This window comes from Rhodococcoides trifolii, from assembly GCF_014635345.1.
Classification (GTDB): Bacteria; Actinomycetota; Actinomycetes; order Mycobacteriales; family Mycobacteriaceae; genus Rhodococcoides; species Rhodococcoides trifolii.
Genome location: NZ_BMCU01000004.1, coordinates 66831 through 81637 on the forward strand (window position 1 = coordinate 66831; position 14807 = coordinate 81637).

A 14807-nucleotide genomic window follows, 5' to 3' on the forward strand; every position below is an offset into this window, starting at 1 on the left:
ACTCTATGTCTGACAACATGATTCAATGGGACCAGGATGCCGACGGCATCGTCACCCTCACGATGGACGACCCCAACCAGGGCGCCAACACGATGAACCAGCTGTACAAGGATTCGATGGGTGCCACCGTCGACCGCCTCGAGGCGGAGAAGGATTCCATCACCGGAGTCGTCATCACCTCGGCCAAGAAGACGTTCTTCGCGGGCGGCGACCTGAAGAACATGATCAAGGCCGGCCCGGACGACACCCAGCAGGTCTTCGACGAGGTGCAGGGCATCAAGGCGCAGCTGCGTCGCATCGAAAAGCTGGGCAAGCCAGTCGTTTCCGCGATCAACGGCGCAGCGCTCGGTGGTGGCCTCGAGATCACTCTCGCAACACACCACCGTATTGCTGCGAACATCCCCGCCGTCCAGGTCGGGTTGCCCGAGGTGTCCCTCGGTCTGCTGCCCGGCGGCGGTGGCGTCACGCGCATCACGCGCCTGCTCGGCATCCAGAACGGGTTCATGACCGTCCTGTCGCAGGGCACCCGGTTCAAGGCGCAGAAGGCGCTCGAGATCGGTCTGATTCACGAATTGGTCGACACCGTCGAGGAATTGGTGCCCGCTGCGAAGGCGTGGATCAAGGCCAACCCCGAAGGCGGCGTCGCACCCTGGGATGTCAAGGGCTACAAGATCCCCGGCGGTACTCCGTCGAATCCGTCTCTCGCGTCGATTCTTCCGGCGTTCCCGTCGAACCTGCGCAAGCAGATCAAGGGTGCGCCCATGCCGGCGCCCCTCGCGATCCTGTCCGCCGCAGTCGAAGGCGCGCAGGTCGACTTCGACAACGCATCGACCATCGAGTCGCGTTACTTCACGACGCTGGTCACCGGCCAGGTCTCGAAGAACATGATTCAGGCGTTCTTCTTCGACCTACAGGCGATCAACGCTGGTAAGTCGCGTCCGGACGGTTACGAGAAGACGCAGTTCAGCAAGGTTGCGGTCCTCGGCGCAGGCATGATGGGCGCGGGCATTGCCTACGTCTGTGCCAAGGCCGGAATCGACGTGGTGCTCAAGGACGTCAAGCTCGAAGCGGCGCAGAAGGGCAAGGCGTACTCCGAGGCCATCGAGGCGAAGGCGCTCTCGCGTGGCAAGACCACGCAGGAGAAGTCCGATGCCCTGCTCGCCCGCATCCACCCGACGGCCGATCCCAAGGACGTCGAGGGTGCAGACCTCGTGGTCGAGGCAGTGTTCGAGTCGGAGTCGTTGAAGCAAACGGTGTTCCAGGAGATCGAGGATTTGGTGGCGCCGACCGCGCTGCTCGGGTCCAACACCTCCACGCTGCCCATCACCTCGCTGGCGACCGGTGTGAAGCGGCAGGAAGACTTCATCGGAATCCACTTCTTCTCCCCGGTGGACAAGATGCCGCTCGTGGAGATCATCCGCGGCGACAAGACGTCGGATGCGGCTCTGGCCAAGGCATTCGACCTGGTGCAGGCCATCAAGAAGACCCCGATCGTGGTCAACGACAGCCGCGGCTTCTTCACCTCCCGCGTGATCGGTACGTTCATCAACGAGGCCATCGCCATGCTGGGTGAGGGCGTCGAACCGGCAACGATCGAGCAGGCCGGCTCGCAGGCCGGGTATCCCGCACCGCCGCTGCAGCTTTCGGACGAGCTGACGCTCACGCTGATGCAGAAGATCCGCAAGGAGACCTACGACGCGGTGGTCGCTGCCGGCGGAACCCCGCCCGTGGATCCGGCGGGCGAGGTCATCGACAAGATGGTCGACGAGTTCGAGCGTCCGTCGAAGTCCAAGGGCGCCGGATTCTACGAGTACGTCGACGGCAAGCGCACCGGCCTATGGCCGGGTCTGCGTGATGCGTTCAAGTCGGGGACGTCGGAGACGCCGTTCCACGACCTGATCGAGCGCATGCTGTTCATCGAGGCCATCGAGACTCAGAAGTGCTTCGACGAGGGCGTTCTCACCACGACGGCCGATGCGAACATCGGCTCGATCTTCGGTATCGGCTTCCCGGCGTGGACCGGCGGTGTGCACCAGTACATCGTGGGTTACGAAGCGGCCGACGGATCGATCGGCCAGGCGGCCTTCGTCGCTCGGGCCGAGGAATTGGCGAAGCAGTACGGGGAGCGCTTCACGCCCCCCGCGAGCCTGCGCTAGCCGACCTGTGAGTGCTGGTACGTCCCCCGCGGCGTACCAGCACTCACAGCGGCCTCCTCCATCAGCGAGTCGACCACCTTCGAGCCCGGGCGCACGAACACGATCATCGTGACGATCACACCCACGATCATGACGACACCGGCGATCTGCGAGAGCAGGAACGCACGGTCGAGGTCAGCGGCGGGGTAGTGGTAGACCACGGCAATACGAATCGCCGAGTCCGCGAACATGATCACGCCGATGACGCCCGTCATCAGGCGGCTGTTGCGGCGGAACCTCGGGTTGTCCCAGGCCAATTCGTAGGCACGAGTGCGGACGGGCTCGCCGCCGTCCGTCGCCATCGGCGTGGCCGCGGTGTACATGATCGGGCGGCCGACGCGGCAAGTGAACAGAAAGTACGCGCCGGAGATCAGGGTGTAGAACGCAGGCCTGATCGCCGCGATGCGCGGGTCGTCGCTGGTGAACGCCAGGCCCAGCGTGATCACCAGTTCGAGCACCACCAGTACGCCGATGGTGTCGAGGCGCTTCTGCTTCACCGAATTGACGATGGTCAGCGCGGCAGAGGCGACACCCGGGATCGTCAGCGACCAGATCTCACTGAAGCCGAGCCCCCGCAGAACGAAGTAGAGCACCACCGAGACCAAGACGGTGCCGACGGTCGGGAGCAGGGTGCCGATTCGGGATTGTGCAGTCATGGTGGCCTCCTCTCACTTGGACCGGTTGTAGCGCTGGACAAGCTGCGATGTGACGAACAGGGAAACGATGACGATGGAGAGAATCAGTCCTTGCATCGGGCCGCTCATGTTGTGTCCTTTCGAGTAGTCGCTCGTTACCTCTTCGACTTTGCTCGGACGGCTGCGCCGGAACAACATCGGAAACTCCGGACATCGACAGGAGTTTTCTCCCGGGCGCGGTAGGTTGAGGGCGTGAGAGGGGCACAGGGAGGTCTGTACGTTCTCGTTATCCTGCTCGTACTTCCCCTCCTGGACGCGCTTCGACGAGGGGTAGCGGGAGGGATCGCGTCAGCGGCGTGTGTCCTGATCGTCGGCGTGCTGTTCGTCATCGGACAGGGCATGAGTCTCGATTCGAAACTGTGGCACAGGGTTTCGGTACTGACGGCACTGGCCGCGGCATCACTGACCGGCCTGTCGATATGGGGTTCCCCCTGGGTGGTGGGGCCGGTATTGGCCGCCGTCACCTGCGCGCACGCACTGCCCTTGGTTGCTCGCGCATGCGTCGGCGTCGCTGCCGTCTCCATTGCCTCGGCTGCCGTGGCCGGTGAGCTGACTGCTGCCGTCGTCGTCGGTGGGGCGGGTGCGATCGCTCTTCTGCGAGCACGTCTGCTGGCCGAGATTGCGGTGTCACGCGCAGGTAAGGAGGCTCTCGCCCGGGCTGCGGTCGAGAACGAGCGCCTGCGTATCGCGCGCGATCTGCACGATCTGCTGGGGCATTCGTTGGCGACGATGGTGGTGAAAGCCGAACTTGCGGAACGCCTTACCGTAGTCGACGCGAAACTCGCGGCACAGGCCGCTCGCGACGTTCAAAGTGTCGGCCGCGCTGCGATGGTCGAAGTGGGAGAGGCCGTCACCGGCTACCGGACGTCGTCCCTCGATGCGGAGGTCGCCCGCGCCCTGGACACATTGGCGGCGTCGACGGTGAATGTCGATGTGGCGGAACGTACCTGGTCGGCTGATGTCGACGCGGTCCTCGCATGGGCGGTGCGCGAGGCCGCAACGAACGTGATCCGGCATGCCGACGCCACCACCGTGGGGATCACCGTGACGCCGGGTCCCGAAGAGGTTGTCCTACAGGTGATCAACGACAATCGTGCGGACAGTTCGTCGAATCCAGGGAGTGGGCAGGGCATCCTCGGGCTGAGAGAACGGGTCGACGCCGTCGGCGGGACAGTCACCGCATTCGCTTCCGACGGCGGGTTCGAGCTCACGGTCACAGTCCCGACTGGGGGGAAATCATGATCGAGGTCGTTCTGGTCGAGGACCAAGCCATGCTCCGTTCTGCCATCGCGACACTCCTGGGTCTGGAATCGGACATCACGGTCGTCGCCGAGTTGGAGACCGGCGAACGCGCCGTGGAGGTCATCGAGGAGCAGTCTCCGGACGTCGTCCTGCTCGATGTGGAGATGCCCGGGATGAGCGGACTCGAGATCGCAGCGGCGCTGGCGGAACGAGACTCGCCGTGCCTCGTCATCATGCTCACGACGTTTCAGCGCCCCGGTTACGTGCGTCGCGCGTTGGAGGCGGGTGTCCGTGCGTATCTGACGAAGGACTTGCCGGTCGGCGAGATCGCGTCCGCCATTCGTCGAGTCGTCGCCGGGGAGATGCTGATATCGGGAGAACAACTGCGACAGGCGATGTCGTCGGGTGCCAGCCCGCTGACCACCCGTGAGAGCGACGTTCTGCGTGCGGCGCAGGAGTACGACACGGTGCCCGAGATCGCACAGCATCTGCATCTGTCGGTGAGCACGGTCAGCAACTACATCACCGCCGCGATCACCAAGACGGATTCACGCAATCGGGTGGAGGCCATTCGCGTCGCCCGCGACCGCGGGTGGTTGTAGCTCACCACCGGTTCGGTGTGTAGGTGAGGGAACTGTCACCGTTTGGCGCCATCGGTGTCACCAGTCGAAACGTGAACAGTGGTGTGCTGGTGTCAACCCACCGAGAGGATTCAAGCCGTGCCCGATCTCTTCAGCCCGTACACGCTCAAGGGCGTGACGCTGCGTAACCGAATTGCCATGTCTCCCATGACGATGTACCAGTCCGTCGACGGAAAGATGAACGACTTCCATCTGATGTACCTCGGGGCCCGCGCGGCGGGAGGCTTCGGAATGGTGTTTCCGGAGCAGGTGGCCATCACACCCGACGGCCGTACCACCCCGGCGTGCGCCGGGATCTGGGACGACGACCAGATCGAGGGCCACGACCGCGTGACTTCCATGATCCGGCAGATGGGGGCGGTCCCCGCCATCCAGCTCGGCCACACCGGCCGCAAGGGCAGCGAAGTCCCACCGTGGCAGGGCGGCCATCAGCTCCCGGCGGACCATCCGGACGGTTGGGAATGCGTTGCACCGTCGGCCATTCCGTACGGTGGGGATCATTCGTTCCCGGTTCACGAACTCACCGTCGACGAGATCAAGGCCATTCATCGCAGCTATGCCGAGGCCGCCATCCGTGCCGCGGAAGCAGGGTACGAATGGCTCGAAATGCACTACGCACACGGATATCTCGGAGCCAGTTTCTTCTCCCCGCTCGCGAACCAACGCACCGACCAGTACGGCGGCAGCCTGGAGAACCGTGCCCGGTTCCATCTCGAGGCGCTCGACGCAGTTCGTGAGGTGTGGCCGGAGAAGTTCCCGCTGACCATGCGGCTGGGATCGGACGACCACCATCCCGACGGCGTTCAGTTCGAGGAGTCGCTGACCGCCATCGGGTGGATGAAGGAACACGGCCTCGACATGGCCGACGTGAGCCTGGGATTCAACACCGACGACATGGTCGACCCACCGTTCGGGAACATGGGATTCATGGTCGAGCGAGCTGCACGGGTGAAGCGCGAGTTGGACATTCCGGTTACCTGCAGCTGGAACCTGGGTGTACCGGAGAACGCGGACGCCGTGGTGCGCGAGGGCAAGGTGGACGTGGTGCTGCTCGGGCGCCCTGCTCTCGCCAACCCGCACTGGCCGGTGTGGGCGGCGCGCGAACTAGGACACGGGGACCCGTTCTCGCTCGTGCCCGAGGACTGGAGTTGGTGGCTGAAGAACTTCCGCGGCCACGACGCCAGCATCGGTCTGCCGCCGGCCAAGGAGACAGCGGCGGAGGAAGAGGCGGCGTAGGGGACTCCGTCCCTCGTGCGCCGAAAAGAACCCCTGGAGGTACTTTTTGGCTCACAGGTGGCGTAGCCGCCTACCACTTCGGATGTTCGTCGTCCGCCCATTCCCGCGTGACGGTCCCGGTTCGCATGCCGCGCATCGCTTCCGGGTCCCGGAGCGCGTAGACGATGTGGCCGACGACGAGGATGCCGAACGCGAGGGCGAACCAGTCGTGGACGAAGGTCGCGCCGGTGCGCCAGGACAACGGTGTCCAACTCGTGAAGTACATGACGGTCCCGGTGATCAGGAACACGATGATCGAGCCTGCGCTGAGTGCGCCGTTCAGCTTCTGGCCGGCGTTGAATTTCCCGACTCCGGTTGCGGCCAGCCGTCTACCCTTGTTCCGCAACCACTTCCAATCGTCTTCGACGAAGCGACCCAGTCGACGAACGTCGAGCCGGTACCCGCGTGAGACGAAACCGAGGACGATCGGAACGGGAAGCAGGAACCCGCTCCACACGTGCACCAGCTCGACGAGGTGGCGGTTTCCCACCAGAACCGCGAGCGACGCGTTGTACAGCACGGCGGCGGTGAGGATGCAGACGATCACCAGAATGCCTGCCGCCCAATGGACGTAGCGCTCGGCTCGGCCGAACCGGTGCAGCTCAGCTGGTCGGGTCATCGTCACGTCCGTTCGAGGCGCCGACCCAACCGTCGATCGAATAGCCGCGCGTCTCCCAGTACCCGGGTACGACGTCGCGGGTCAGTTCGATTCCGCCGAGCCACTTCAGGGACTTGTACCCGTACATCGGGGCGACGAACAGCCGAACCGGGCCCCCGTGGTCGTGGGTCACTGGACCGTCGATCATCGTCAGTGCGACGAGTACGTCGTCGCGTCGGGCTTGGTCGAGAGTCAAGCTCTCGGTGTAGGTTCCGTCGAACGAGGTGAAGCGCACAGCAGTCGCGTCGGACGTCGCTCCGGCGGCGTCGAGCAGATCGGACAGACGGACTCCGCTCCACGCCACCTCGGGAACGCGCCAACCCGTCACGCACTGAAAATCGCGGGTGAGCATCGTCTGCGGCATCGCGCGCAGGTCCGACAGGGTCAACGTGAGCGGTGTGTCCACGAGACCGCCGACGGTCAGCTGGTACGACTTCTCGTCCTTGCGCGGCGCACCCGTGGTCACGGAGTAGAAACGGAACGTGTTGCCGACCGGAATGAGTCCGACGAGACCCGTCGGATCGTGATTTCCGATCGGCCCGAGGACTGCGGCGAGACCCTTCTGGATTGCGCCTCCGCCCACGATGCCCGCGGCGCCGGCGACGACGAGTCCGAGCACGACCCGTCGGCCCACGGGTGTGCCCGGTATGTCGGGCCTTGGATGTTCCACTCCTCCACTGTCCACGCGATCGCGCGATCCGTCATCCCACGCGATTACTGTCGAGTCGTGAAGAGTCCACTCGTTACCGTTATCGGCGTCGTGGTTGCGCTCGCCGGCCTGCTTTTCACCCTGCAGGGTTTCGGGGTGATCGGCGGCAGTGCGATGAGCAACACGACCACGTGGTCCGTCCTGGGACCCGTGGTCCTGATCGTCGGTGTCGTGCTGGTCGTGCGCAGCAGGCGGTAGCCGCAGTCACATACCCCGGTGGGCGATCAGCCGTTCCGCCCCGTCGGTGAACTGCCTGCTCGTCAGCCGACACGCCTCGTCGACGTCACCACGTCGAAGCGCAGCGATCAAATTCTCGTGGCTGCGCACCGCTTCCTCTCCCCACTCGCGGTCCGACGCGTACAGCCGGGTCGGGGTGTAGCGGGTGGCCCCGACGAGGAACCAGGAGAGCTTGTTCGCTCCCGACGCCAGGTTGACGACGCGGTGGAATTCGAACTCGGCTCGCTCCACGTCCTCGACGCTCCCGGCCGCCACTGCCGCACGGAGCGAGGCGTTGAACCATTCGAGTTCGGCGAGTTCGGTGTCCCCGATCCGCGGTGTCGCCCGTCGGACCAGCTCCACCGCGATCTGTCCCTGCAGCCAGAAGATGTCGACGATGTCGTCACGGGTCAGCGCCGACACGACGTATCCACGGTGCGGGACCAGTTCGACCATGCCCTCGCCCCGCAGAATCAGCAGCGCCTCGCGTACCGGAGTGACACTGACGCCCAGTTCCGCCGCCGTTTCGTCGAGCCGGACGAACTCGCCCGGGCTGACGGCTCCGGACATGACGAGATGTCGAACGTGATTGGCGACGTCCTCGGACAGCTGCGGTCGACGACGGAACCCGGCGCGGGTCTTCTCGGTCATGACACCGATTGTCGCAGAGCGACTTTGACTACCTTGCCGCTTGCGTTGCGAGGAAGGGACTCGACGACGACGAGCTCTTTGGGATGCTTGTAACGGGCGAGGTGATCGCCCAGCCAATCGGTCAGTTCCGTCAGGGTCAGGTCGGGTGAGGTGTCCGTGAGCGCGACGACCGCGACGGGAACCTCGCCCCAACGATCGTCGGGCCGGCCGACGACGGCCGCTTCGAGAATGTGGGGGTGGGAGAACAGGACGTTCTCGATCTCCGCGCAGTAGATGTTCTCCCCGCCCGAGATGATCATGTCCTTCTTGCGGTCGACGACGAAGACGAAGCCCTCCTCGTCCTGGCGGACCAGGTCGCCCGAGTGGAACCAGCCACCGTCGAACGCGTCGGCCGTCGCGGTGGGGTTCTGCCAGTACCCGTGCATCAATGTCGGCCCCCGATAGACGATTTCGCCGATCTCCCCGCGCGGCACGTCGTTCATCTCGTCGTCGACGATGCGAGCGGCGATGGTGGGGATGACCGTGCCGACGGATCCGATCTTGCGTAACGCGTCCTCACCGTCCAGCACGCACGTGATGGGTGACATCTCGGTCTGTCCGAACACCGCCACGTTCAGTGCGTCGGGGAACGTGTCCGACATGGCTCGTAGCACGGTGTCCGACGCCGGTGCGGCACCCCACGAGATGACCTGCAACGCCAGCTTTCTCGGGCTGCGAGCTTGTTCGGCGCACATGGCCTGCCACTGCACCGGGACGAGGAACAGGGTGGTGACCCGTTCGGCTTCGAGAACGTCGAGCAGCGCGGCGGGGTCGAACGCCCCGACCGGGTGAACGACGGTCGGAATCCCCAGCAGCAGCGAGGGTGCGAGGCTGCCCAGTGCCGCGATGTGGAACATGGGGGAGGCGCAGAAACCGACCTGATCGCCGCCGTGCATCCGTAGTGCGCGGATGCAGGTGAGCGCCTGCGATTGCATGTTCGCGTGGGACAGCACCGCACCTTTGGGGCGTCCGGTGGTGCCGGAGGTGTACATGACGAGTGCGGCGGTGTCGTCGGGAACGTCGACGTCGGGGGCGGGAGCGTTTTCGTCGAGCAGACCGCGGTAGGTATCGGCGTCACCGCCCACGACGATCGTCTCGGTCAGCGAACCGACCTGTGCAGCAACGGCGGTCGCCAGAGGTGCGAGTGTCGCGTCGGTGATCAGGAGCATCGACCCGCTGTTCTCCGCGAGGTAGACGACCTCGGGCGGGGTCATCCGAAAGTTCACCGGTACCGCGATGGCGCCGAGTGCGTTGATCGCCAGGACCGACTCGAGGTAGTCGGGCCGGTTCAGCATGAGGATCAGAACTCGATCGCCGAAACCGACACCGCGGCCGTGCAGAGCACCCGCGAGTCGGTCCGTGCGGTCGGCGAGTTCACGCCAGGTCGTCGTCGCGCCGAGAAACCGCAGAGCCACACCGTCCGCGTTCATCAGGGCGTGGCGCCGCACCTGGTTGTTCCAGTTGTTGCGGCGTGCGCTGTCGGGTTGGTGGCGGCGTGCGTCGGTCATCGGTCGGTGACCCTCTCTCGGGGTGCGGGCACGATCGGCGGCTTCATCACATATATGTGATGTGTTCTACTGTTATCAGAATCACACCTTAGGGGCCGGCCCCGACTCGGACAAGCCACAGGAGTTCCCATGCTCGGTTTCACCTCGGAACAAGCGGCGTTCGGGCAGGCCGTCGCCGCTTTCTGCGCCCGCGAAGCAGGAACGCGCAGTCAGCGTGACGCCCTGACCGGCTCGGGCGACCATTCGCACAGCCAACCCCTCTACGACAAGATGGCCGAGCTCGGGTGGCTGGGTCTGACGGTGCCCGAGGAATTCGGCGGCGCAGCCGGCGGCACCGTCGACCTCTGCATCCTCCTCGAGGAGGCGGCCCGCGGGATGGCGCCGATAGGCGGCCTCGGGCCCACCCTGATCACCGGTGCCGCGATCGAGAAGTTCGGCACACAGAGTCAGAAGGAGACGATCCTCGGCGGAATCGTCGCCGGGCGCAGCTACTCGATCTCCATGTCCGAGCCCGAAGCGGGATCCGACGTCGGCAACCTCAGCTGTAAGGCGGACAAGGTCGACGGCGGATGGATGATCAACGGTCAGAAGACCTGGTGTTCCAACGCGCACTTCGCGGACCGGATCCTTCTCGTCGCGCGAACCTCGCGCGGAGACAGCAAGCACGAGGGTCTGACGATGTTCGATGTGCCGGCCGACGCCGCCGGGCTGAAGATCGTCGGCATCTCCACCATGGGCGGTAAGGAAGTCAACGACCTGTACTTCACCGACTGTGTGCTGCCGGAGGATGCGGTGATCGGCGACGTCGGCAAGGGCTGGTCACAGTTGATGACGGGACTCAACATCGAACGCCTCATCCTCGCGGCGATGATGCTCGGCACCGCTCGGCGGGCGTTCGACGACACCCTCCAGTTCATCACCACCCGTAAGCAATTCGGCCGTCCGGTGGGCACGTTCCAGGCGCTGCGGCATCGCATGGCCGACCTCGCCACCGAGATCGAATGCGGCCGGTTGCTCGTCTACCACGTAGCCGGGCTCGTCGACGAGAACCCGAACAAGCTCCTTCCGCGCGAGGCGTCGATGGCCAAGCTCAAGCTGACCGAGACGGCGAAGAAGGTGGCGCTCGAGGGCATGCAGATGATGGGCGGGTACGGGTACGCAACCGAATTCGACATGGAGGGCCACGTCCGCCGGACGTTGGTGTCGTCGATCTACGGCGGCACCAACGAGATTCAGCGGGACATCATCGGCAAGACGTACGGACTCTGAGAGGTCCTAGCCTTCCCACCACGGGCGAAGCGGAACGTGGGCGTCGGACTTGTCGTCGAGCTTGACCGCCAGAACCTGGTGCAGCTGAACGACGTTGCGCTCGAAGCCCAGGCGTGAACCGGCCATGTACAGGCCCCACACCTTGGCGGTTCCGATGCCGACCTCGGCCACGCACTCGTCCCAGTTGTCGACGAGGTTGCGGCACCAGTCGCGCAGGGTCAGTGCGTAGTGCTCGCGAAGGTTCTCCTCATGCCGAACTTCGAGGCCGACGTCCTGCATCTCGGTGATGATGCGTCCGGAACCGGTCAGTTCGCCGTCGGGGAAAACGTAGCGGTCGATGAATCCACCTGCGCGCCCGTTGCTTCGGTTGTCCGGACGGGTGATGCAGTGGTTCAGAACGCGGCCACCGTCGCGCAGCTTGGACTTGACGAACTCGAAGTACGCGGCGTAGTTCGCGACACCGATGTGTTCGGTCAGCCCGATCGACGACACCGCGTCGAAGCCGGTCTCGGTCACGTCGCGGTAGTCCGAGAAGCGAACTTCGGCGAACTCGGTGAGGCCCTCGTCGACGACGGCCTTCTGCGCCCACTCCGCCTGCTCGCGAGAGAGCGTCGCTCCGATCACGTGCACTCCGCGACGCGCGGCGTACCGGACCATTCCGCCCCAGCCGCAGCCGATGTCGAGCAGGCGGTCGCCCGCCTTCAGTCCCAGCTTCTCGAAGACGAGCCGGTACTTGTTCTCCTGCGCGTCCTCGAGGGAGGCGTCGACGGACGGGTACGCCGCGCATGTGTAGGTCATCGACGGCCCGAGTACGTACTCGTAGAACGTGTTCGACACGTCGTAGTGGTGATGAATCGATTCCGCGTCGCGAGTCTTGGAGTGGCGCAGCCCTTCGGCGATGCGGCGCCAGCGCGGCAACGACTCCTGCGGGGGCGGGGCGATGGGCCGCAGCAACTCCCACCCGAGCGAACGCGTCACCATGGCGAGAGTCTTCGCGGACGGCCGCTTGAAACTGAGGTCGTCGCCCATGACCCGCAGAACCTCGTAGGGGTCACCGGGGTGGACGCCCTCCATCTCGAGGTCTCCCGAGACGTACGCCCTGGCCATGCCGAGATCGCCGGGAGCTGTTGCGAGGTAGGTGGTTCCGCGCGGATTCTTGAGGGTCAGACCGTACGGGGCGTCCGGCGCGCCTGCACTACTGCCGTCGTAGGCGCTGAACCGAAGCGGAATCTGACCCTCGGCGAACTCTTCGAGGATCTCGGCGATGGTGAGCTTGCGATGAGTGCTCGCTTGTTCTTTGAATGTCGTCATTTACGTTGCACCGCTTTCGAATACAAATCCAATAACCGCGAATTCGGGTCGTACTTCTTCTTCAGCGCGGAGTACACCTCGCCGCCGTAGAGCACGTCGAACTCTTCCTTGTCGTAGAACGCGTCGGAGTAGAGGGACTTGTGCCCACCCTGCTCGGACACCTTCTCCTCGATCAGCCGGTTGGCTGCTCCTTCACGTTCCCCGTCGACCTTGGGCACCGATGACCAGAAGCCGATGTTGACGTACGTGCGGTGAGGCTCGAGCGGGTAGAGGGGCCACGCACGTGGTCCGACGTCTGCACTCGGGTCGTGCGCCGAGTAACCACCCGATTCACGAAGCCGCAACGGACACAACCACAGCGGCTCGATGGGTATTTCCTTCAGGAACCACAGGGCGAAATCTGCCGTCTTCTCGATCGGCACCTCGACGTCCTGGACGACGCGTTCGCGTGGCGGATTTCCCTTGCGCTTCTCGAGACGGTCCCCGATGTCGTACTTCTGGTCGAGCCCGATGAGCTTCCAGTAGAAGCTGCTGCGCCGGTACTTCTTCGGCCAGAACCGCCGGATCGTGGGGTTCTGGGCGCCGAACGCGCGCGAGCACCAGAACCAGTCGGTATCCCACCGCCACAGGTAGTCCCGAATGGTCAGACGATCCGTCTTGGGGGTGTCGCCGTCGTGCTGAATCGAGCGGTAGAAGATCTCGGACCCGGTGTAGTCGCTGACCGGGCCTTCCTCGGCAGTCTGGACGCCCAGGGTCAGATACGCCTCGTCGGAGGTGAAGACGACACCGTCGAGGTAGTCGACGGCAATACCGTCGTAGCTACGCTCCGCGACGATGGTGTCCATCGTCGTCTCGAGCGTCTTCAGATCGTGGAAACGAACATGGCGCAATGCGACGTAGGGAAGGACGGGTTCGAGTTCGATACGCAGGCGCGTCGAGTACCCCAACGTGCCGTAGGAGTTGGGGAAACCGTCGAACAGATCTGCGTAATCCCCGTCGGGTCGCGCGGTGACGATCTCACCGGACCCGGTCAGAATGTCGACCTCGAGAAGCGACTCGTGGGGGAGTCCGCTCCGGAACGACGTCGATTCGATGCCCAGGCCGGTGACCGCCCCGCCGAGGGTGATCGTCTTGAGCTGGGGGACAACGAGCGGGGCGAGTCCGTACGGAAGCGTCGCGTCGACCAGGTCCTCGTAGGTGCACACACCACCGACGTCGGCCGTGCGGGCCGCGGCGTCGACGGACACGACCTTGCCTAGACCGGACACGTCGAGCCCGGGGGCAGTGTTCTTCGGTCGGGCACGGAACAAATTCGACGTCTTCTTGGCGAGGCGCACCGTGGCGCCGGTCGGAATGGCGCGGTAACTGGCCAGTAGGCGCGCGACTCCGGCGTCGTATGCGGTTTGTCCCATTTCGAGTGGGGCACCGGTTCCGTCGGAATGATGATCGACAGTGAGAGCCACGCGAGAACGCTATATCGCGAACGTTTCCCGGGCTACCGAAGGTGACCGAAACTGCGAAACGTCACACAAAAGTTGCGACCGGTTCGCCCCGGGGTCGCCTTACCGTCGAAGATGGGGCATTCGACGACCATCAGGAGGATTCCCATGGCACAGGTGAGTGCAACCAGTTCGCTCGACATCTCGGCAGCGCCCAACGCAGTACTCGCGGCGGTGTCGGATTACGAGACGGTCCGGCCGCGGATCCTGTCGAGCCACTACCGCGACTTCTCCGTCGAGAAGGGCGGGCAGGGCGCCGGGACCGTGGCGAGGTGGGTGCTCCAGGCAACCGAGAAGCGGCAGCGCGACGTGCTCGCGACCGTATCGGTGGACGGGTCCACCGTCACCGAGCGCGACGCCAACTCTTCGATGGTGACCACTTGGTCCGTCGCCCCGAACGGGCAGACCTCGACCGTGACCACCACGACGCAGTGGACGGGCGCCGGCGGCATCGGTGGGTTCTTCGAAAAGACGTTCGCACCGATCGGGCTGAAGAAGATCCAGGCCGAAGTTCTGCAGAATCTGGCACGCGAGCTGGAGTAGTTAGGCTGTAGGTATGGAACCCGGTCAGCAACCCGACATGGCACAGCTCATGGCTCAGGCCCAGCAGATGCAGCAGCAGTTGATGACGGCTCAGGCGGAGATCGCAGCCACCGAGGTCACCGGTCAGGCCGGGGGCGGGCTGGTGACCGCGACGGTGAAGGGCAGCGGCGAGGTGGTCGGTCTCACCATCGATCCCAAAGTGGTCGACCCCGACGACGTCGAGACCCTGCAGGACCTGATCATCGGAGCCATCGCCGACGCGTCGCGTGCGGCGTCCGACGTTGCGACGCAGAAGCTCGGCCCGCTGGCCGGCCTCGCCGGTGGCGGTCTGCCCGGACTGCCCGGGTTCTAGGAAC

General features: G+C 64.8%; 15 protein-coding genes. 8 read left to right on the forward strand and 7 right to left on the reverse strand.

The window, feature by feature from the left end; genetic code table 11:
- Positions 1 to 5: 5 nt before the first annotated feature.
- The gene (locus IEW02_RS17885) at positions 6 to 2156 is read left to right on the forward strand and encodes a 3-hydroxyacyl-CoA dehydrogenase NAD-binding domain-containing protein (RefSeq protein ID WP_188546251.1); all 2151 of its coding nucleotides are present in this window, start codon (positions 6 to 8) and stop codon (positions 2154 to 2156) included.
- On the opposite strand, the gene IEW02_RS17890 is transcribed toward IEW02_RS17885, so the two are convergent.
- A complete protein-coding gene (locus IEW02_RS17890; RefSeq protein WP_188546252.1) occupies positions 2153 to 2851 on the reverse strand; it encodes a VC0807 family protein in 699 nt (232 codons plus the stop codon). The two genes, IEW02_RS17885 and IEW02_RS17890, sit on opposite strands and share 4 nt — an antisense overlap.
- A 231-nt stretch (positions 2852 to 3082) precedes the next feature.
- Here IEW02_RS17890 and IEW02_RS17895 point away from each other — a divergent pair, with 231 nt between their 5' ends.
- The 3 genes from IEW02_RS17895 to IEW02_RS17905 all read left to right on the forward strand — a co-directional run bounded on the left by IEW02_RS17895 (position 3083) and on the right by IEW02_RS17905 (position 6009).
- Positions 3083 to 4132 (forward strand): sensor histidine kinase, encoded by a 1050-nt coding sequence (locus IEW02_RS17895; RefSeq protein ID WP_188546253.1) that lies wholly within the window; start codon positions 3083 to 3085, stop codon positions 4130 to 4132.
- Positions 4129 to 4734, forward strand: coding sequence for a response regulator transcription factor (locus IEW02_RS17900; RefSeq protein ID WP_188546254.1), 606 nt, complete (start codon positions 4129 to 4131; stop codon positions 4732 to 4734). Before IEW02_RS17895 ends, IEW02_RS17900 begins: the two co-directional genes overlap by 4 nt.
- Positions 4735 to 4851: 117 nt before the next feature.
- On the forward strand, positions 4852 to 6009 hold the full coding sequence (locus tag IEW02_RS17905; protein ID WP_188546255.1) for an NADH:flavin oxidoreductase/NADH oxidase: 1158 nt from the start codon (positions 4852 to 4854) through the stop codon (positions 6007 to 6009).
- A 70-nt stretch (positions 6010 to 6079) separates the two neighbouring features.
- On the opposite strand, the gene IEW02_RS17910 is transcribed toward IEW02_RS17905, so the two are convergent.
- Entirely contained in the window at positions 6080 to 6667 is a 588-nt protein-coding gene (locus IEW02_RS17910) for a cytochrome b/b6 domain-containing protein (protein ID WP_188546256.1), read from the reverse strand.
- Positions 6651 to 7376, reverse strand: a complete 726-nt coding sequence (locus IEW02_RS17915) for a molybdopterin-dependent oxidoreductase (protein ID WP_188546257.1) — start codon at positions 7374 to 7376, stop codon at positions 6651 to 6653. The genes IEW02_RS17910 and IEW02_RS17915 overlap by 17 nt, the downstream gene beginning before the upstream one ends.
- A 57-nt stretch (positions 7377 to 7433) precedes the next feature.
- On the opposite strand from IEW02_RS17915, the gene IEW02_RS17920 reads away from it, so the two are divergent.
- Complete coding sequence (locus tag IEW02_RS17920; RefSeq protein WP_188546258.1) at positions 7434 to 7613, forward strand: hypothetical protein; 180 nt, start codon at positions 7434 to 7436, stop codon at positions 7611 to 7613.
- Positions 7614 to 7619: 6 nt separating this feature from the next.
- Here the strand turns inward: IEW02_RS17920 and IEW02_RS17925 are convergent, their stop codons facing one another.
- The gene (locus tag IEW02_RS17925) at positions 7620 to 8282 is read right to left on the reverse strand and encodes a GntR family transcriptional regulator (RefSeq protein ID WP_188546259.1); all 663 of its coding nucleotides are present in this window, start codon (positions 8280 to 8282) and stop codon (positions 7620 to 7622) included.
- Positions 8279 to 9829 carry a fatty-acid--CoA ligase FadD5 gene (fadD5, locus tag IEW02_RS17930; RefSeq protein WP_188546260.1) on the reverse strand — a complete coding sequence of 517 codons (1551 nt, stop codon included), beginning with the start codon at positions 9827 to 9829 and terminating at the stop codon, positions 8279 to 8281. The genes IEW02_RS17925 and fadD5 overlap by 4 nt, the downstream gene beginning before the upstream one ends.
- Positions 9830 to 9958: 129 nt before the next feature.
- Here fadD5 and IEW02_RS17935 point away from each other — a divergent pair, with 129 nt between their 5' ends.
- Entirely contained in the window at positions 9959 to 11098 is a 1140-nt protein-coding gene (locus IEW02_RS17935; RefSeq protein WP_188546261.1) for an acyl-CoA dehydrogenase family protein, read from the forward strand.
- A gap of 6 nt (positions 11099 to 11104) precedes the next feature.
- Here the strand turns inward: IEW02_RS17935 and IEW02_RS17940 are convergent, their stop codons facing one another.
- Complete coding sequence (locus tag IEW02_RS17940) at positions 11105 to 12409, reverse strand: class I SAM-dependent methyltransferase (RefSeq protein ID WP_188546262.1); 1305 nt, start codon at positions 12407 to 12409, stop codon at positions 11105 to 11107.
- On the reverse strand, positions 12406 to 13821 hold the full coding sequence (locus tag IEW02_RS17945) for an FAD-binding oxidoreductase (RefSeq protein ID WP_188546610.1): 1416 nt from the start codon (positions 13819 to 13821) through the stop codon (positions 12406 to 12408). The genes IEW02_RS17940 and IEW02_RS17945 overlap by 4 nt, the downstream gene beginning before the upstream one ends.
- A gap of 195 nt (positions 13822 to 14016) precedes the next feature.
- Between IEW02_RS17945 and IEW02_RS17950 the strand changes: the two genes are divergently transcribed.
- Both IEW02_RS17950 and IEW02_RS17955 read left to right on the forward strand, forming a co-directional pair.
- Positions 14017 to 14451 (forward strand): SRPBCC family protein, encoded by a 435-nt coding sequence (locus IEW02_RS17950; protein WP_188546263.1) that lies wholly within the window; start codon positions 14017 to 14019, stop codon positions 14449 to 14451.
- A 13-nt stretch (positions 14452 to 14464) separates the two neighbouring features.
- Entirely contained in the window at positions 14465 to 14803 is a 339-nt protein-coding gene (locus IEW02_RS17955) for a YbaB/EbfC family nucleoid-associated protein (protein ID WP_188546264.1), read from the forward strand.
- The last annotated feature ends 4 nt before the right edge of the window (positions 14804 to 14807 follow it).

Excerpts from the sequence above, each read along its gene's own strand:
- IEW02_RS17935 (WP_188546261.1), top strand. The coding sequence starts at position 9,959 with ATGCTCGGTTTCACCTCGGAACAAGCGGCGTTCGGGCAGGCCGTCGCC.
- IEW02_RS17885 (WP_188546251.1), top strand. The coding sequence starts at position 6 with ATGTCTGACAACATGATTCAATGGGACCAGGATGCCGACGGCATCGTC.
- IEW02_RS17945 (WP_188546610.1), bottom strand. The coding sequence starts at position 13,821 with ATGGGACAAACCGCATACGACGCCGGAGTCGCGCGCCTACTGGCCAGT.
- IEW02_RS17890 (WP_188546252.1), bottom strand. The coding sequence starts at position 2,851 with ATGACTGCACAATCCCGAATCGGCACCCTGCTCCCGACCGTCGGCACC.
- IEW02_RS17950 (WP_188546263.1), top strand. The coding sequence starts at position 14,017 with ATGGCACAGGTGAGTGCAACCAGTTCGCTCGACATCTCGGCAGCGCCC.
- fadD5 (WP_188546260.1), bottom strand. The coding sequence starts at position 9,829 with ATGACCGACGCACGCCGCCACCAACCCGACAGCGCACGCCGCAACAAC.
- IEW02_RS17900 (WP_188546254.1), top strand. The coding sequence starts at position 4,129 with ATGATCGAGGTCGTTCTGGTCGAGGACCAAGCCATGCTCCGTTCTGCC.
- IEW02_RS17955 (WP_188546264.1), top strand. The coding sequence starts at position 14,465 with ATGGAACCCGGTCAGCAACCCGACATGGCACAGCTCATGGCTCAGGCC.
- IEW02_RS17925 (WP_188546259.1), bottom strand. The coding sequence starts at position 8,282 with ATGACCGAGAAGACCCGCGCCGGGTTCCGTCGTCGACCGCAGCTGTCC.
- IEW02_RS17940 (WP_188546262.1), bottom strand. The coding sequence starts at position 12,409 with ATGACGACATTCAAAGAACAAGCGAGCACTCATCGCAAGCTCACCATC.
- IEW02_RS17910 (WP_188546256.1), bottom strand. The coding sequence starts at position 6,667 with ATGACCCGACCAGCTGAGCTGCACCGGTTCGGCCGAGCCGAGCGCTAC.